This is a genomic window from Yoonia sp. 67-2, assembly GCF_035117555.1.
In the GTDB taxonomy this organism is placed as follows: Bacteria; Pseudomonadota; Alphaproteobacteria; order Rhodobacterales; family Rhodobacteraceae; genus Yoonia.
Map to the genome: position 1 here is coordinate 1 of NZ_JAYKPK010000006.1, position 17922 is coordinate 17922.

General features: G+C 58.2%; 19 protein-coding genes. 14 read left to right on the top strand and 5 right to left on the bottom strand.

The window, feature by feature from the left end; translation table 11 throughout:
• Nucleotides 1–74: 74 nt before the first annotated feature.
• Genes VOY09_RS10870 through VOY09_RS10880 form a run of 3 tightly spaced genes read right to left on the bottom strand, consistent with a single transcriptional unit; the run spans nt 75 to nt 2550 of the window.
• Nucleotides 75–1817 (bottom strand): histidine kinase dimerization/phosphoacceptor domain -containing protein, encoded by a 1743-nt coding sequence (locus VOY09_RS10870; RefSeq protein WP_322895842.1) that lies wholly within the window; start codon nt 1815–1817, stop codon nt 75–77.
• Nucleotides 1814–2380: an RNA polymerase sigma factor gene (locus VOY09_RS10875; RefSeq protein WP_322895844.1), complete on the bottom strand. Its 567-nt coding sequence runs from the start codon at nt 2378–2380 to the stop codon at nt 1814–1816. The genes VOY09_RS10870 and VOY09_RS10875 overlap by 4 nt, the downstream gene beginning before the upstream one ends.
• Nucleotides 2377–2550: a NepR family anti-sigma factor gene (locus VOY09_RS10880; protein WP_322895846.1), complete on the bottom strand. Its 174-nt coding sequence runs from the start codon at nt 2548–2550 to the stop codon at nt 2377–2379. The genes VOY09_RS10875 and VOY09_RS10880 overlap by 4 nt, the downstream gene beginning before the upstream one ends.
• Before the next feature lie 111 nt (nt 2551–2661).
• On the opposite strand from VOY09_RS10880, the gene VOY09_RS10885 reads away from it, so the two are divergent.
• The 3 genes from VOY09_RS10885 to VOY09_RS10895 all read left to right on the top strand — a co-directional run bounded on the left by VOY09_RS10885 (nt 2662) and on the right by VOY09_RS10895 (nt 4247).
• A complete protein-coding gene (locus VOY09_RS10885) occupies nt 2662–3480 on the top strand; it encodes a response regulator (protein ID WP_322895847.1) in 819 nt (272 codons plus the stop codon).
• 83 nt (nt 3481–3563) lie between these two features.
• On the top strand, nt 3564–3893 hold the full coding sequence (locus tag VOY09_RS10890; protein ID WP_322895849.1) for a DUF883 family protein: 330 nt from the start codon (nt 3564–3566) through the stop codon (nt 3891–3893).
• A 3-nt stretch (nt 3894–3896) separates the two neighbouring features.
• On the top strand, nt 3897–4247 hold the full coding sequence (locus tag VOY09_RS10895) for a phage holin family protein (protein WP_322895851.1): 351 nt from the start codon (nt 3897–3899) through the stop codon (nt 4245–4247).
• On the opposite strand, the gene VOY09_RS10900 is transcribed toward VOY09_RS10895, so the two are convergent.
• Nucleotides 4244–4576 (bottom strand): hypothetical protein, encoded by a 333-nt coding sequence (locus VOY09_RS10900; protein WP_322895853.1) that lies wholly within the window; start codon nt 4574–4576, stop codon nt 4244–4246. The two genes, VOY09_RS10895 and VOY09_RS10900, sit on opposite strands and share 4 nt — an antisense overlap.
• Before the next feature lie 149 nt (nt 4577–4725).
• Between VOY09_RS10900 and VOY09_RS10905 the strand changes: the two genes are divergently transcribed.
• Complete coding sequence (locus VOY09_RS10905; RefSeq protein WP_322895855.1) at nt 4726–5457, top strand: Crp/Fnr family transcriptional regulator; 732 nt, start codon at nt 4726–4728, stop codon at nt 5455–5457.
• Nucleotides 5458–5461: 4 nt separating this feature from the next.
• Here VOY09_RS10905 and VOY09_RS10910 read toward each other — a convergent pair whose 3' ends face one another.
• Entirely contained in the window at nt 5462–7036 is a 1575-nt protein-coding gene (locus VOY09_RS10910; protein ID WP_322895857.1) for a phospholipase D family protein, read from the bottom strand.
• Between the two features lie 293 nt (nt 7037–7329).
• On the opposite strand from VOY09_RS10910, the gene VOY09_RS10915 reads away from it, so the two are divergent.
• The 10 genes from VOY09_RS10915 (at nt 7330) to argB (ending at nt 17922) form a co-directional block, all read left to right on the top strand.
• Nucleotides 7330–8433: a PRC-barrel domain-containing protein gene (locus VOY09_RS10915; RefSeq protein ID WP_322895858.1), complete on the top strand. Its 1104-nt coding sequence runs from the start codon at nt 7330–7332 to the stop codon at nt 8431–8433.
• A 118-nt stretch (nt 8434–8551) separates the two neighbouring features.
• Nucleotides 8552–9517 (top strand): D-glycerate dehydrogenase, encoded by a 966-nt coding sequence (locus tag VOY09_RS10920; protein ID WP_322895860.1) that lies wholly within the window; start codon nt 8552–8554, stop codon nt 9515–9517.
• A gap of 167 nt (nt 9518–9684) precedes the next feature.
• Entirely contained in the window at nt 9685–10845 is a 1161-nt protein-coding gene (locus VOY09_RS10925) for a TRAP transporter substrate-binding protein (protein ID WP_322895862.1), read from the top strand.
• 66 nt (nt 10846–10911) lie between these two features.
• Nucleotides 10912–11496 (top strand): TRAP transporter small permease subunit, encoded by a 585-nt coding sequence (locus VOY09_RS10930; protein WP_322895864.1) that lies wholly within the window; start codon nt 10912–10914, stop codon nt 11494–11496.
• Nucleotides 11493–12911 (top strand): TRAP transporter large permease subunit, encoded by a 1419-nt coding sequence (locus VOY09_RS10935; RefSeq protein ID WP_322895866.1) that lies wholly within the window; start codon nt 11493–11495, stop codon nt 12909–12911. The genes VOY09_RS10930 and VOY09_RS10935 overlap by 4 nt, the downstream gene beginning before the upstream one ends.
• Nucleotides 12901–14292, top strand: a complete 1392-nt coding sequence (locus tag VOY09_RS10940) for an amidase (RefSeq protein ID WP_322895868.1) — start codon at nt 12901–12903, stop codon at nt 14290–14292. Before VOY09_RS10935 ends, VOY09_RS10940 begins: the two co-directional genes overlap by 11 nt.
• A complete protein-coding gene (locus VOY09_RS10945; RefSeq protein WP_322895870.1) occupies nt 14285–14440 on the top strand; it encodes a hypothetical protein in 156 nt (51 codons plus the stop codon). Before VOY09_RS10940 ends, VOY09_RS10945 begins: the two co-directional genes overlap by 8 nt.
• Nucleotides 14441–14577: 137 nt before the next feature.
• Nucleotides 14578–16395, top strand: a complete 1818-nt coding sequence (gene yidC, locus VOY09_RS10950; RefSeq protein ID WP_322895872.1) for a membrane protein insertase YidC — start codon at nt 14578–14580, stop codon at nt 16393–16395.
• A 7-nt stretch (nt 16396–16402) separates the two neighbouring features.
• Nucleotides 16403–17050, top strand: a complete 648-nt coding sequence (gene yihA, locus VOY09_RS10955) for a ribosome biogenesis GTP-binding protein YihA/YsxC (protein ID WP_322895874.1) — start codon at nt 16403–16405, stop codon at nt 17048–17050.
• A complete protein-coding gene (gene argB, locus VOY09_RS10960) occupies nt 17047–17922 on the top strand; it encodes an acetylglutamate kinase (protein WP_322895875.1) in 876 nt (291 codons plus the stop codon). The genes yihA and argB overlap by 4 nt, the downstream gene beginning before the upstream one ends.

Here is a 17922-nt window from a genome sequence, read left to right on the forward strand (position 1 = left end):
AACAGCAGAAAGCTTTCTGGGCTTCATCGATATCGTTTCGATCCGCCTCTGGCTGCGTCTTTTGTCAACATGACCTAGCTTTTGTCATTTTCCACATCGGGCCATGCCACGGGGAAAACCACATGCAATTCGTAGCGGTCGGGCAGCTGGTTGATCTCTAACGTGCCGTTGAGCTGGATCACGAAGGATTCAATCAGTTTCGACCCCAGACCGGAGCTTGCGACGGGCTCGTCTTCTTCTGACGGGGGAGCATAGGAATTCACCACGCTGAGGCCGTAATTGCCGTCGCCCAGATCCTTGAGCGCGATATTGATCCAAGAATCGACGCCGCTGGTCATACCGCAATATTTCACCGCATTGATCGATGCCTCTGTCGTCAGCAGTGACAGGGGCACGGATTGGTCGGGGCTGATTTCCACCGGGTCAAATTGTGTCGACACCCGCACCTGCCGCCCAGAGTCGTCCAATGCGCCGACGATGACCAATTGCTGCACGATCCCGTCGAGCAATTCATCCGCCCGCACCGAGGACAGGTTGCGCGCCATGTAAAGATAGCGGTGGATCGCGGACAGCGCCATGACCCGGTCCTGCACCCGGCGCAGCAAATGCTTGGCTTCGCCGCTGCTGGTGGTGCGGATCTGCATGTTCAACATGCTTGATATCAGTTGCAGGTTGTTTTTGACGCGGTGATGCACCTCGCGCAGCAGGACGGTTTTTTCGCGGATATCCTCTTCCATCTTGCGTTCCTGTTCGGACAGACGGCGGGTCATCGCGCGAAAGGCTTCGGCGACCACCTCCAGCTCGTCCGGGGCGTTGTCGAGCCTGGCGGTTTCCAGATCACCGCGCCCGGCGGCGTAAAGCCGCATCCATGACCGCAGGCGGCGGACATGCCGGATCACCAGATAATGCACCATGACATAGGCGACGGCGATGCTGATCAGCCAGATGACCAGCGGCAGGAACAGCGCGAACATCTGTTCATAGCGCAGGCGGATAAGGCCGCTTTGTGCCGGTTCCCACGACCCCAGCGCCAGCACCCGGCCCCCGACAATCGGCACGACGGCAAAATCGCGTGTCACACCGTCGCGGTTGAGATCGCGGAAGGTCTGCCGCCCGTCGCGCGCAAGATCAGCCAAGGATTTTGACGCAGGCAAGACCGACCGGCGCTGATCGGTGAATTGTCCTGTGGTGATAATATCCCCATTGTCCTGAAACAGGACCAGATCGACACCCTGTGATGCCGCGGCAAGGTTTTCCAGCATCACCTGCATCGGCACCGCGATCCAGATGACGCCGTGCTGTTGGCCGTTGTCGGTTACCGGAACCAGCACGCTGATCGCCGCTACGCCGCTGGCAGATCGGAGCGGATGCATAAAGACCTCGGTCTGCCCGCTGGTCAGCTGCGAGCGGATGTCGGCGAGGCCGTTGGTATCACCATTGTTTTCGTCAGAGGCACAGGCGAGCGTGAACTGGTCGTCAACGAAACCTGCAAAGATGTAATTCGGGCTGTCAGCGACAAGGCGGCCCATCACGGCATCGCAAGCTTCGCCGGAGACGGGCGTGCCGCTGATGATCGTGGCCAGCGTTTCAGCCGCGCTGACGGTGGATTGGATAATGTCGCGGCTGCCGTCAAAGGCATTCTGGGTCTGCGCGAAAAGCGCGGTTTCAGAAAGAACCTGCCGTTCTTCCAGCAATTCATAGGTCTGATAGACCGAAATCAACCCCAACGGCAGGATCGCAAGGCTGAGTGCCAACCCAAGTCGCAGCGCCAGCTTGGGGCGGAAAGCCCGCGGCAGGCCGCTGCTGCGGTCTGTCATGCAGCCGGTTTCCCCATCACCACGGCCATTGTCGCAGCATCGGTCATTTCAAGCTGATCCTCGTCATCGATATGCATCAGCTCTGCCAGCCGTTTGCGGGCGCGGTTGGTGCGGCTTTTCACGGTGCCGACGGCACAGCCGCACATCACAGCGGCTTCTTCGTAAGAAAAGCCTTCGGCACCGATCAGGATCAGAACCTCGCGCTGTTCATCGGTCAGCTTGGTAAAGGCAACGCGAAAATCCGCCATCGCCAGATGCCCGTCATGTGCGGGTTTTTCCGACAATTGTCCCGCCATCTTGCCATCGGGGTCTTCGACCTCGCGCCGGCGTTTGCGGTAAAGCGAATAATAGGTGTTGCGCAGGATAGTGAACAGCCAGGCGCGCAGGTTCGTGCCGGGCTGGAATTTGTCGAAATTGCTCCAGGCCTTGACCACGGCGTCCTGCACCAGATCATCGGCGGCGGCAGCGTTGCGGGTCAGGCTGGTGGCAAAAGCCCGCATCGCAGGCAAATGTGTCACCAGTTCGTCGCGTGGGTCAGGATGCGTTTCTGTATCGGTTTTCACAATTGATCCTCGGACGGTTTGGGTTGTTCTTCATCCCCGCGGGCGCGCAATTGTTCGAGCAACTTGGCAAAACGATCAGGCACAGGCTCTTGCGCCGCATCCGCGTAAACGCGGCGGAGATTTTCATCAATCTGCTGATCCAACTGGGTCGTTTTGCGCTTGTTTGCCATCTTGCCTATGCTCTGCCATCGCCAAAAGAGGGACTTTTTTAGACCCTATCTGGAACATAACATGCGCGACGGCGTTTGGTTCCAAGGAAGATACATTTTTTAAGGATCGCCATGAATGTTAGCAGACCCACCCCCGATTTCGCCATGGACATCGCTGAAAAGCTTCCTTTCCTGCGTCGCTACGCACGCGCGCTGACCGGCAATCAGAAAACCGGCGACAATTACGCCGCCGCCACATTAGAGGCGCTGCTGGCGGACAAGTCGCTGTTTGACACAAGTCTGTCGACAAAAACCGCATTGTTCCGGGTGTTGCATCAGATCTGGGAATCCTCGGGGTCGCCGGTCGGCGAAACCAGAGATCCGGGTTCCATCGAGGGGCGGGCGCAATGGCGTCTGTCCGGGCTGACCGAAAACACGCGCGAGGCTTTGCTGCTGCATAGTATCGAAGGATTTCGGGCAGAAGACATCGCCAGCATCATTGACAGCACGGTGGAGGAAGCCGCTGACCTGTTGGCTATCGCGCGCAGTGAAATGTCTGACGCGATCCATGGCCGCATCATGATCATCGAGGATGAGGCAATCATCGCAATGGATATCCGTGCCATCGTGGAAGAGATGGGGCACACAGTCACCAATATCGCCCGGACCCGCGATGAGGCGATTACCCTGGCCCGGAAAGAACCGCCGGATATGATCTTGGCGGATATCCAATTGGCGGATAAATCATCAGGGATCGATGCGGTGAACCAGATCCTGAGCGAGTTGGGCGATCTGCCGATCGTGTTCATCACTGCCTTTCCGGAACGGTTGCTGACAGGGGAACGCCCGGAACCGGCGTTTCTGATCACCAAGCCCTATACCGAAACGCAGGTTGAATCCGCGGTGTCGCAGGCGATGTTCTTTGCGGGGACGGACACGTTGCGCGCTTAGGCCTGCAAATAAACCTGCGTTTGCGGGAACAAATCCCGCAGGCGCGCGTTTGCCTGCCAGAGACACACCGAAAGGACCATGTTATGGCACAAGTAAAAGCAGTCAACGAGACACCACAGGACAACATCGATCAGCTGTCTAGCCAGATCGCCACATTGCGCAACGATATTGCTGCAATCTCGAAATCACTGGCCGACCTGAGCGTGAACAGCAAAGACGCTGCCGTGCAGAAGGCCCGCCAGACCGCCGCAGAATTGCGCGCATCGGGTGAAGAGCAATTGCACAACGCACAAATCCGCGCCGAAGAGCTGGGTCAGCAAGCTGTCGATGCAGTGCGCAAACAGCCAGCGACCGCTGTTGGTCTGGCCGTTGGCGTGGGCTTCCTTCTTGGTTTCCTGTCAGGCCGGAAATAAACCATGCCGGGACTTGTTTCCGACATCAGCATCCGCGCGCGCCTGGCGGCCCGCGCGGCTGCTTTCACCGTTGCAGGTATCGTCTTTGCAATGACGGGGCTTGTTTTTTTGACAGTGGCGCTGTGGGTTTTGTTGGCCACACATGAAGGCGTGCTGGCCGCGTGGACTGTCATCGGCCTGATGTATATGGCACTTGGCATTGCGTTTCTGGTGATCGCCAAACGCAGGCATCCGGCATTGCCACCGGTCGCGCCGATTGAACCTGTCCAACCTATCGAACCATTCCTGCGGGTGGCCGAGGCTTTTGCCGTCGGTCTGAACGCCGGGCGCGCCGCAAGACGGCCCCGCGATTAAACCTCGCGCACCGATGAATCCAATGTGGCGTGGATCATATCTTCGGTGAAGGGGCGGACCAGCATGGCCCAGCCATGGTTCTGGACCGCCGCTTCGTCACCTTCGCCCACCGTCAGCACGATCTTTGCGCCGCGCAGCAGGAACGATTCCTGTAATCCCATAGTCAGCGCCTGTTCATACCGCATTTCCAGAAATGCGGCAGAAACGGGGTGTTCGGCATTGACCATATTGGTCAGTTCCGATGGATCAGCGATCCTGATCACCTGACAGGGACCGAAGGCCTGCAAGGCACCACATATATCTTCTGCGATCAGAAGATTGCTTTCCATTACAAGGTAAGTTGGCGGCAGTTTTTGGACCGAATCGTCATAGGGCATATGCTTCTTTCTGAAGTGATCGTCATGATCGTTGTTCCTTATTGACAACATTTTCAAAGCACGCGCATTAAACTGTGACACTTTTGAAAGAGTTTATTCGCATGGTTATCGACTGCGCCCGCTGCCCGCTGCGTCAACGTCCGATCTTTGACGACATGACCAAAGGCGAAATCACCTTTATGCAAAGTTTCAAATCGGGCGAGCTGCGCGTTGCCGCTGGCACGACCCTGTTGATGGAAGGTGCCAATAGTCCGCAGCTTTACACAGCTTTGTCAGGCATGGGCCTGCGCTATAAAACCATGGTTTCCGGCGACCGGCAGGTGATCAATTTTGTGATGCCCGGTGACTTTCTGGGGCTTCAGGCCGGTGTGATGCAGGAAATGCAGCATTCGGTTGAAGCGACGTCCGATATGGTGCTGTGCGTCTTTGACCGCAAAAGGCTGTGGGAATTGTTCCGCGACCAGCCCGGACGGGCCTATGACCTGACCTGGCTGGGCGCGGTGGAGGAACATTTTCTGGGCGAAAGCCTGGCCATTCTGGGCCATATGAGCGGGATCGCCCGCGTCGCGCGCGCGCTGGTCCGGCTTTACGACCGGGCCGAGGCGGTCGATCTGGGCAAGGACCACGTCATGCCCCTGCCCTATAAGCAGCAGGATATGGCAGATGCTTTGGGCATGTCACTGGTCCATACCAACAAGATGCTCAAGAAACTGCGGGAAAAAGGCGTGGCGACCTGGCGGAGTGGTCAGTTGCAGATCCACGATTACACCGCGCTTTGCATATTGGCCGAGCTTGAGAAAAGCGAAGAACCGATGTGCCGCCCGCTGCTATAGCGGATCAGACCATTTCGGCCGGGATGCCCGGCACTGGTCTGGCCATTTCGCGCGCGGCGTCGGAATCATATTCGACCAGAAACCCGCGGCGGTGCTGTGGCGGCAAGGCCCCGTTGGTGCGCACCAAGGTGGACCAATGTGCAAACCCATGGTCGCAATCAAGAAATTCCGGGCCGGCATCTTCGGGCAGCCAGCAGCCCATTACGCGCTGGCGCAAATTTTCGACCTGATCCTTACGGGTCACATGCAGCCCTGCTTCGGTGTCCCAGCGCAGACTGCGCCCGTTGAGGTTGGCTGATGACACGATGGCGGCAGTGTCGTCAAAGACCGATACTTTGGAATGGACATAGACCAAAGGCGCGTTTTCCAGCGCATCGCGTTCGCTGCTGTTGCTGCTGCGTGGCTGCACGGGAGAGGCGATCAGCAGACGATCCGCGCCAAACGCGCTGCGCAGGCAGGTGATCGCCCGCATTTGCTGATGTTCGCCAAAGCGGCTGTCGAGCCCCGGATCATCGGAAAAGGCCACATCCTCGGGCGCGGCAGGCACCACGATGATCAGCTTGAGATCCGGACGTTCCTGTGCCCGTTGAGCCAGGGCGCGTGCGATTGGCATATAGCGCAGGAACTGGGTTTCCAGATAGATCAGCCGCTGCGCCTGACCGATAGCGCGCAGATGCGCGGCTTCGATTTCACGAATGACGGTCTTTGGCGCCAGCCGCAGCGGTGCGTTCATCCGCTGGCGCGACAAGGTCCGCAGGAACCCCGGAGCGGGCGGCGGCGGCGTGGTTTTGCCAGCGACATTATCCAGAAAGCTGTCAAGATGCGCCAAGGCCGCTGCTGCAACCGGGCCGGTCGCCATGACCTGCACGTCATGCCAGGTCTGGCTGGCGACTTGCGCGTGATCTTTGGTGTCGAACCGGCGTTCGTTCAGATCGAGCCCGCCGATATAGACGCGCTTTCCGTCAAATACCGCCAGTTTCTGGTGATGCGTCGCAGGATGAAGCTGTGGTCTTTTCCATGGAAAGCGCAGCTGATCATTCTCGTCCAGTTGCGTGATGTCGCGCAGACCGGGGGTTTCGATGCGAAAACGGGCGCGCTGTCCCGGCGTCATTTTTGACCAATTGGCCGCCATTTCGCGCAGCTTGGTCCGGGCCATGGGGTAGAATACCGTCCGCGGCAAAGCCCCGGCTTGCGCCGCATGCAAGGCCAAGCGGAACGTCAGTCTGGCCTCTGGCCTCACCACCTCGCGCAGACCGGCGATCTGGCGGTGGGTCCGCCAGGCCTGACGGTGCAGGTCAACGGCGGCGACGGCATCGAAATCCGACACCACCAGCCGGACCGAGACGCCGCGGTCAAGCGTATGGCGCAACAAGTCGAACCAAGTCTGCCCGATCCGTCGGGCCTCTGACGACCGCAGTTTTGTGGTCAGGTCGAAAATCCGGAAACAGGCAGAGATATCGTTCTTCGCCTCCAGCACAGCCCGTTCCAGCGCAGGATAAGCTTCACTGGCCGTGATGAAGACGGTCAGGTCATCAATCGCCGCATCGTTGTTCATCGGCACTTGCATAATCGGCTTCAACTTTCTGCCAGTCGGGAAAAGGAAGGCGCCGGATCATGCCAGTACCTGTTGTCGTAAAATCAACGCGGCCCACCGTAGAAGAGTTCCGTGACGGTCAGGACACAACGTCGCGGCATTTAAAGGTGTTCACGCGTCAAACACAGGCGGCAAACGCCGCCAATCCCTGATGGTTCCGCATATTTTTACGGTTTATTTGTGGCGCTGCGTGCAACCTTCGGCGGCTGGCGCGGTTGTCTAGGCATAACGGGTCGCGGTTCTGCGATCTTGTACCGACGCAACCAAGGAGTACTGATATGAAACGTATTCTCGCAACCACCGCTCTTGTCGCGCTGACAGCCATGCCTGTCTTTGCGCAGACAGACGCGACCGACCCTGCAGCAACGGACGCAGAGGTCACAACAACCGACACAATGGAAATGACGGGCCCGGATCTTGCACCGTCGGATTTTATTGATCGCAGCCTTTACGCAAGCTCTGCGGAATCCGCACCGGGGATCACCGTGGAAAGCATTGACGCGCCCGCTGATGACTGGGACGATGTGGGCCGGATCGAGGATCTGATCCTGACCCCGGATGGTGAAATCGATGCGATCATCGTGGATGTCGGTGGATTTTTTGACATGGGCGCGCGGCAGGTGAGCATTCCGCTAAGCGATCTCACGATTGTCGATGAAATCGATGGAGAGGGGGAATTCTTCGTCGTCTACAACGGATCTTCCGCAGATCTGGAAGGTCTTCCCGAACTGGACCGCACTGCTGTCAATGACAGCGGCAACAGCTTTCATACCGCTGGCAACACGGCTGTCGGGTCCGATGAAGGTCTGACCGAAGATGCCGTGACCGAAGTGCCACCATCGCCCGAGACAGATGATGCAACGACATCGGATCTGGCAGAGGACGCTGGATCTGATGATGCGGCGACGACAGAGGCCGCACCTGCGGACACTATGGCACCGACGGATGATGCAACCACATCGGACATGGCCGAAGACACTGGATCTGACGATGCGGGCATGACAGAGGCCGCGCCTGCGGACACTATGGCACCGACAGATGAAGAGATGGCCGATGGGACACCAGTCGAAGGTGACGAACCCTATTTGATGGGCGATGAACGCAGCGCGCTGACCGCCAGTGATCTGCAAGGCATCAATCTCACTGACATGGCGGGTGAACGTATCGGCACGATTTCCGAGATCGTTCTGACTGACGACGGTCAGGTCGGCGACGTCATCATCGATGTGGGTGGTTTTTTGGGCATCGGCGCGAAATCTGTCGCCATCGCCTTTGAAGATATCGAACTGACCCGCGAAGAAGGGGCAATGTCCGATACATTGCAGGCAACGACGATGATCACCGCCGATCAGTTTGAAACCATGGAAGAATGGGACGGCTGACGCCGTGATCTGCGTGACACAGGAAAGGCCGGGCAATTGCCCGGCCTTTTGCATGCGGGGTATCTTTTCGGATGCGATTACAGGCAGGATGCGATCACATTAACCATAAGGACATTCCATGACTGACAGACCTGTCGTTCTGATCCCGCGCAAACTTGCCCCTGCTGTGCTGAGCCGGGCCAATGTAAATTACAATGTCATCCTGAACGAAGACGATCATGTCTTTACCCGCGACGCGCTGATTGCGGCCTGCCAGAATGTTGATGCGGTGCTGCCCTGTCATTCCGAACATTTCACAGCTGAGGTGATTGCCGCCCTTCCTGACCGGCTGAAGATCATCGCGAACCATTCCGTCGGTGTCGATCATGTCGATCTGGCAGCGGCCAAAGCGCGGGGCATTGTTGTGACCAATACCCCCGATGTGCTGTCCGACGCGACTGCTGAAATCGCGATCCTGTGCATGCTGGGTGCCGCACGGCGCGGGTCCGAGGGTGACCGGATGGTCCGCGAAGGGCGCTGGAATTTCTGGTCGCCTGCTTTCATGGTGGGCCGACAAGTGACCGGGCGGCGGTTCGGCGTGCTGGGCATGGGCCGTGTCGGACAGGTGACCGCCGAACGTGCGCGCGGCTTTGGCATGGAAATCCATTACCACAACCGCAGCCGCCTGAGCCCGGAGCAGGAAAAAGGTGCAGTTTTCCATGACACCGTCGAAAGCCTGCTTGCCGTGTCTGATGTGTTGTCACTGCATTGCCCGAACACGCCTGAAACCACGGGTCTGATCAATGCAGATACCTTGGCGATGCTGCCGGAGCGTGCGATTCTGGTGAATACCGCGCGGGGCGCCTTGGTGAATGAAGATGATCTGGTCGCTGCATTGAAAAGCGGGCGACTGTTTGCCGCGGGGCTGGATGTGTTTCGCACCGAACCGGGCGGCAACCCTGAACTGGCGACCTTAGACAATGTGTTCATGCTGCCGCATATCGGATCTGCGACCTTTGAAACCCGTGACGCGATGGGATTCCGCGCGCTGGACAATCTGGATGCGTTTTTCGCTGGCCGCACGCCTATTGATCGGCTCGTGTAATGAGGCGCAATAAAACGCCCATGGGTTGCGCAGTTTTGTTAGTTTATTTCGTGTGTTAGCGCAAACTCTGGCGAGGAGGTCGCTTGAGTGCTTGCTTTTGCCGGATTGGTGAGTAATTTTTACCAGATCGGCATCTTCGGAGGCTGACAACTTTCTGGGAGGAAAAAATGAAAACCAAATCGACTCACACGAGCGCGAGCAAACTGTCGCGCCGGTCGTTCCTGAGCAAGGGTGCCGTGGGAGGAAGCGTTGCCGCCGGTGCAGCGCTGGCGGCCCCTGCTGTTCTGGCGCAAGCCCCGATCCAGATGCGGATGCAGACCTCATGGCCGTCATCGAACATCTGGCAGCAATTCGCACAAAACTACGCGGATCGCGTCGAAGCCATGTCCGGCGGCCGCATTTCCGTGGATGTGCTGCCTGCCGGTGCCATTGTCGGCGCGTTTCAGGTGATGGACGGCTGCAGCGACGGTATTCTGGATGCCGCGCATTCGGTGCCACCTTACTGGTACGGCAAATCCAAAGCCTCGTCCCTGTTCGGTACCGGCCCGGTACATGGCGGTGACGCGATCAACCTGCTGGCCTGGTTCAACGAAGGTGGCGGCGATGAGCTTTACCGCGAATTGACGCAGGACATTCTGGGTCTGAACGTTGTGGGTCGGCTTGGGTATCCGATGCCGTTGCAGCCATTCGGCTGGTTCAAGAACGAAGTCAGCACGCTGGCCGATATGCAGGGCTTCCGCTACCGGACCGTCGGTCTGGCTGCTGATCTGTTGCAGAAAATGGGGATGAGCGTTGCCCAGCTTCCCGGCGGGGAAATCGTGCCGGCGATGGAACGCGGCGTGATCGATGCGTTTGAATTCAACAACCCGACATCAGACCGTCAGTTCGGTGCGCAGGATGTGGCCAAGAATTACTATCTTGGGTCCTATCATCAGGCGTCAGAAACCATCGAATATATCTTCAACAAGGATTTCCTTGATGATCTTGATGACGATCTGCGTGCGATCCTGATGCATTCGGTTGAAGCAGCGACGTTGAAGAATATCGGCTATGCGCTGGACAATTATTCGGCCGATTTGCAGGCGCTGGTCGCAGAAGACGGCGTCATCCTGCACCAGACCTCTGACGAGATCCTTGACGCACAGCTTGCCGCCTGGACAGAGCTGGAAGCAGAGCTGATGGCCGAAGATCCGTTCATGAAAAAAGTCCTCGACAGCCAGCGCGCCTGGAACGAGCGGACGGCCTATTACCAGATCATGAACAACGGCAAAGCCAGCCAGGCACGCGCCTTTGAACATGTCTTCCCCGGTCGTCTGACCCAAGGCTAATTTCAAGACGACGTGAACCGCCCGGCAGTTCCGGCTGCCGGGCTTGGTCTATCAGATAGGTTTCACATGATCAGCTATATTAGGTTCGCCGACGCGCTATCGGGGTGGTTTGGCAAGATGTTTGCCTGGCTCATTATCCTGATGACCGCAGGCACAAGCTACGAAGTGTTTATGCGCTATGTCATGAACAAGCCGACGCCCTGGGCGCTGGATGTGTCTTTCATCATGTATGGCACTTTGTTCATGATGGGCGGGGCCTATACCCTGTCGGTGGGCGGGCATGTGCGGGGCGATTTTCTGTATCGGCTTTGGCAGCCGCGCACGCAGGCCCGGCTTGATCTGTTTCTCTACATTTTCTTCTTTTTTCCCGGGATCACCGCGCTGATCTTTGCAGGCTGGAAATATGCCGCATCGTCATGGAGCTATGGCGAAGTCTCGGTCAACAGCCCGGCGGGCATTCCGATCTATCAATTCAAAACCGTCATCGTCGCTGCTGGTATTTTGCTTTTCATTCAAGGGATTGCGCAGGTGATGCGCTGCATCATCGCGATCCGCAACAACGAATGGGTCGATGCCGATGACGACGTGATGGAAACAGAAGACCTGCTGGTCAAGCAGGCAGCGACAACACAAAAGGACGCCCAAGAATGACCGACCCCCAAGTCGCCCTGTCCATGCTGGGCATCTTCATTATTCTGGTATTTCTGGGTTTTCCCATCGCATTCACCTTGATGGCGATGGCGATCGGTTTTGGCTATTACGCCTTTTACGATGAAGGCCGCATGTGGCGATCCTTTAACCGTCTGGGTGAAGAGGCGGGTTTTTGGGAATCGACAAGCCTGTGGATTGAAGGGTTCTTCAACAACCGTATCTTCGACTTGTTCGTGAACCAGACCTTTACCGTCATGTCGAATGAGGTTCTGACCGCGATCCCGTTGTTCCTGTTCATGGGCTATATCGTCGAACGCGCCAATATCGTGGACCGCCTGTTCAGCACATTGAACATTGCGGCCAAGGGGATGCCGGGTTCTTTGGGGATCGCCGCCTTGATCACCTGCGCGCTGTTCGCGACCGCGACCGGGATCGTGGGCGCTGTGGTCACATTGATGGGGATGCTGGCGCTGCCGGCGATGCTCAAGGCGCGGTATGACACCAGCTTTGCGGCAGGGATCATCTGTGCGGGCGGCACCTTGGGGATTCTGATCCCACCATCGATCATGCTGATCGTTTATGCGGCTTCTTCCGGCGTGTCGATTGTCCGGCTTTATGCCGCCGCGCTTTATCCCAGCCTCGTTCTGGTCGGTCTTTACCTGAGCTACATCATCCTGCGGTCAATCATCCAACCGAGCTTTGCGCCAAAACCGAGCAAAGAAGAAATTCCTGATGTGCCATGGACCAAACTGCTGTGGATGCTGCTGACGTCATTGTTCCCGCTGGCCTTCCTGATCCTGTCCGTGCTTGGCTCGATCCTGTTCGGTCTGGCCACACCGACGGAAGCCGCCTCTCTGGGTGCTTTGGGCGGTATGATTTTGGCCGTTGCCTATCGCGCGATGACTTATGACCGGCTGCGCGAAAGCGTCTATCTGACCGTGCGCACCACGGCGATGGTCTGCTGGTTGTTTGTGGGGTCTTACACATTCTCATCGGTGTTTTCTTATCTGGGCGGCGAACATCTGATTTCGGAATTCGTGATGGGGTTTGATCTGACCCCGTTCCAGTTCCTGATCATGGCGCAGCTGATCATCTTCCTGCTGGGCTGGCCGCTGGAATGGTCCGAGATCATCATCATTTTCGTACCGATCTTCCTGCCGCTGTTGCCATTGTTCGGCATCGATCCGCTGTTCTTCGGCATTCTGGTGGCGTTGAACCTGCAAACCTCGTTCCTGACGCCGCCGATGGCGATGTCGGCCTATTACCTCAAAGGGATCGCGCCGCCACAGGTGCAGCTGACCGATATCTTCAAAGGCGTCTTGCCCTATGTCGGTATGGTCTTTCTTGCGATGGCGCTGATGTATCAGTTCCCGCAGATTGTCTTTGCATTGCCGGAGGCGATCTATGGCCGTTGAGAATATTGTCCCGAAACAACGGCGGCCAGAGCAGATCATCGTGCTGGATGCTGTGACCCTGCGGGACAGGATGGCGTCAGGCATCCTGCGCCCCACGGATGTTGCTGCTGCCTTCGTGTCGCAGGTCAAAGCGCGCGAGGACGAAGTGCAGGCCTTTGCCGCCTTTGACGAGGGGCATGTCATGGCGCAGGCCGAGCATCTGGATACGATGCGCAAGGCGGGCCTGCCGACCGGGCCTTTGTTCGGGATGCCGGTGGCGTTGAAAGATGTCATCGACACCAAAGGGATCCCGACCGAAAACGGCACCAGCATCGATGCGGGCCGCGTGCCCAACGCGGATGCCACCGTCGTGCGCAAGCTCAAGGCTGCAGGTGCGGTGATAATGGGCAAGACCGTCACGACGGAACTGGCCTTTCTGCACCCCGGCAAGACCCGCAATCCGGTCAACCCCGCCCATACGCCGGGCGGGTCATCACAAGGATCGGCAGCGGCTGTCGGTGCGGGCATGGTGCCTCTGGCGATTGGCACGCAGACCGGCGGGTCGGTGATCCGACCTGCCGCCTATTGCGGGACAGTGGGCTATAAACCGAGCTTTGGTGCGATTTCGCGCGCGGGCGTTTTGATGCAATCGCCGACGCTGGACACGATGGGCGTCTTTGCGATGTCGGTCGAAGGGGTGGCCATGCTGGGCGATGCCTTGTTCGGCGATGATCCGGCTGATCCGGCCACCACGCCATCGGCCCCGCCTGCCCTGCTTGCCACTGCGTTGTCCGATGTGCCGGTGCGTCCGGCGCTTGCCATCGTGTCCCAGATGCCCGGCAATGTTCCTGCCTGCGAAGACATGATGCTCGCCATGGAAGAACTCGCAGGCATTCTGGGCGACGAGTCTTTTCCGCTGATCCTGCCACCGATGTTCGATGACGCCGCAGAGATCCGCGAAAGGATCAATTTCGCGGAAATGGCGAAATGCTATTACGCCTATGAACGCCGGGCGCGCGCGCAATTGTCAGAGGTGACGCTGGAGGCCATCGACAAAGGCAAGGTCATTCTGGCGCGTGATTACCTGGCCGCATTGGACTGGCCCAAGTTGCTGAATACCGCGCTTGATGAAATCTTTGAGCGCTGCGACGCGATCATCTGCCCCGCGACGCCAGCCGCTGCCCCTGCCGGGCTGCACGCAACCGGCAATGCGATTTACAATGGGTTATGGACGCTTTGCGGTGTGCCAGCCGTCACCTTGCCGGTGTTTGAAGATTCAAACGGCATGCCAATGGGCCTGCAACTGGTCGGCAGACGGGGCAATGACGCCCGGCTATTGCGCACGGCGCGGTGGTTGATGAATGAAATCAAAGTCACAAGCGGGGAAATGACCGATGCTTGACCGCGTTCTTGCAATTTTTGCCTATATCGTTCTTTGCCTCTTTGTTGGCGTGCTGGTGTTCAAGCTGCAACGGCTGGACATCAGTATCGTTGCGGCCATCGCGATCCTTTTGGCTGGATGGGATATGCTTGGCCGCAAGAAAAGCTGACGGCCCGGCGGCACGCCGCTGCATTGTGATACCCCCAACCATGCCAAACGGACCTGTTTTCCTGAAAACCGCTTGACCTTTGCCCCCCCGACAGGTTGAACGTCCCTGATTATTATGTGGGAAACAGGTGTTTTCAGATGAACGACCAGAACCGGAACCTCATCCTTGCGACGCTGCTCAGCTTTGCAGTGATCATGACATGGACATTGCTGTTCCCACCTGAGGAGATTATCCCCGACACAACGGCAGAGGTTGCGACACAAACCGTCGATCCGACTGTTCCATTGGCCGATCCGACCGCGGCCGGCGCCACGGCACCTGCCCCGACCGAAGAGCCGGCGGCGGAGGTTGCGCGCGTCGAGATCCACACACCGGAATTGTCGGGGTCGATTTCCATGCTGGGCGCGAGGATCGATGATCTGGCGCTGACCGACTATCGCGAAACACTGGACGAAGGTGCCCCAATCGTGCGCCTGCTGCGTCCGGTGGGCGAACAGGATGCTTACTTCGCCTCTTTCGGGTGGACAGCGACTGACGGGATCGAGGCCACTGCCGTCCCCGGCCCCGATACGGTCTGGTCGGTGGAAAGCGGCGATGTGCTGACGCCAGACACGCCCGTCACGCTGGTCTGGGACAATGATGCGGGTCAGATTTTCCGCACTGAAATCTCGGTCGATGATCGTTTCATGTTCAGCTTTGCGCAAAGCGTTGAAAACGCTGGTGAAGCCCCGGTCAGCGCGCGTCCTTACGGCCTGCTGCGGCGGCATGGTGAACCCTCCGAGCTGAAAAAATTCTTCATCCTGCACGAAGGTCTGGTGCGGATGTCGGATGGTGAGCTGGAAGAAACCTCCTACAGCAATATCACCGATCATCCGTTCAATGATCTTGAGCGCACGCAGGCAGAGCGTATCGACGTCGCCCAATCGGGCTGGATCGGCTATACCGACCATTACTGGATGACGACGCTGATCCCTGATCAGACCTCCCCGTTCCGGTCCACATCGAAATATTTCGAAGCGCGCGACCTGTATCAGGCCGAAGCCGTGATGCCCGCCAGCACAATCGCCCCCGGTGACAGCGTCACCGTCACCACCCGCATGTTCGCTGGTGCCAAAGAATGGGACGCGATCCGCGATTACGAAAACGAAGGCGGCGTTGAAGGCTTTCTGGATAGTATCGACTGGGGTTGGTTCTTTTTCCTAACCAAGCCGATCTTCTGGCTGTTGCACACGCTGAACCTTTATATCGGCAATATGGGCTGGTCGATCCTTGCGCTGACCTTGATCCTCAAGGCGCTGGTGCTGCCTTTGGCCTATAAATCCTACGTCTCGATGGCAAAGATGAAAGAGCTTCAGCCAGAAATGGAAAAGCTCAAAGAACGCGCCGGTGATGACAAGCAGGCGATGCAGCAGGGCATGATGAAGCTCTACAAGGAGAACAAGGTGAACCCGGCCTCTGGCTGTTTGCCGATCCTGTTGCAGATCCCGATCTTCTTCTCGCTTTACAAGGTGATTTTCGTCACCATCGAATTGCGGCACGCGCCCTGGATCGGCTGGATCAACGACCTGAGCGCGCCGGACCCGTCATCGCTGTTCAACCTGTTCGGTCTGCTGCCCTATGCAGCGCCCGAGCCGGGCTCGATCCTGGCACTGATCTTTATTGGCGTGCTGCCGATCTTCCTTGGCGTCTCGATGTGGATGCAGCAGAAACTGAACCCGGCCCCGACCGATCCGACACAGCAGATGATCTTTGCCTGGATGCCCTGGGTGTTCATGTTCATGCTGGGCGGCTTTGCATCCGGTCTGGTGCTCTACTGGATTGCCAACAACATCATCACCTTCGTGCAGCAATATGCGATCATGCGCAGCCACGGGGCGAAACCGGATGTCTTCGGCAACATCAAATCCAGCATGAAACGCAAAAAAGCGGATGCGGCCAACAAGCCGGACAAATAGGACAGATATGGAATTACGATTTCCTGAAGCGCCCCAGCCTGATGACGCCGCAATCGAGGCGGGGCGCTTGCTGTTCGCGGGTGAGACCACATTCGTCAAAGGCGTCGTCGCGATGGACGGCCTGCCCCCCGCCGACCGGGTCGAGGTGTGCTTTGCCGGCCGGTCCAATGTCGGCAAATCATCCCTGATCAACGCACTGACCGGGCGCAAAGGTCTCGCGCGCGCCTCCAACACGCCGGGGCGCACGCAGGAGATCAACTTTTTCACGGCTGGCCAATTTTATGTCGTCGATTTACCCGGCTATGGTTTTGCCAATGCGCCGGTTGCCGTGGTGGAAAAATGGCAGCGCCTGCTGAAACAATATCTGCAAGGCCGCCAGACCCTGCGCCGGGTGTTCGTGCTGATCGATGCGCGCCACGGGGCCAAGGCAGTGGATGAAGAGATCATGTCGCTGCTCGACGCCTCTGCCGTGACCTTTCAGGTGGTGATGACCAAGGTTGATAAATTGCGCGGTGATGCTTTGGCGGAATCGCTGGCCAAGACCCGCGCGGCCTTGGTCAAACATCCTGCCGCCTATCCCGAACTGATCCTAACCTCTGCCGAAAAAGGCGAAGGCATCCCCACATTGCGTGCCATCATTGCAGGAATATCATGAAGAAAAGGACCGACGATATGAACCGTGACTGGATCGCGACCGCCCGGACCCTGTCAGAGGCTTTGCCTTACCTGCAACGCTATTCCGGCGCTGTCGTCGTGGTGAAATTCGGTGGCAATGCGATGGGCGATGCCGATGCGATGGCTGAATTTGCCCGCGATATCGTGCTGATGAAACAGGTCGGCATGAACCCGGTTGTCGTGCATGGCGGCGGGCCGATGATCAACCAGATGCTCGACAAGCTGGGCATCAAGACCGAATTCGTGCGCGGACAGCGCGTGACCGATCAGGACACTGTTGAAGTGGTGGAAATGGTGCTGACCGGCCTCGTCAACAAACGCATCGTGCAGGCCATCATGGATGAAGGCGGGCGCGCAGTCGGCCTGTCCGGCAAGGACGATGATCTGATGGTGGCCGAGGCGCTGAACCCCGAACTGGGCTTCGTCGGCCGTCCGGTGGAAATGAACGTGCAGGTGCTGCGCGATCTGAACGCGGCGGGGATCATTCCTGTGGTCGCGCCCGTGGCCACTGGCATGGATATGCTGGAAACCTTCAACGTCAATGGTGACACCGCCGCCGGTGCCATCGCTGGCGCGCTGAAGGCAGACCGTTTGCTGCTGCTGACCGATGTGCCCGGCATCAAGGATGCTACGGGCGAGGTTGTCACACAGCTCTCCCCCGATCAGGTCCGCGCGATGATCGCCGATGGCACGATCAACGGCGGGATGATCCCGAAAGCGGAAACGGCGCTGATGGCGGTTGAGCAAGGCGTGCGCGCCGTGGTCATCCTTGATGGACGTCTGCCCAATGCAAGCCTGCTGGAATTGTTCACCGAACACGGCGCCGGGTCGATCATCCGCGAACCGCGTTAA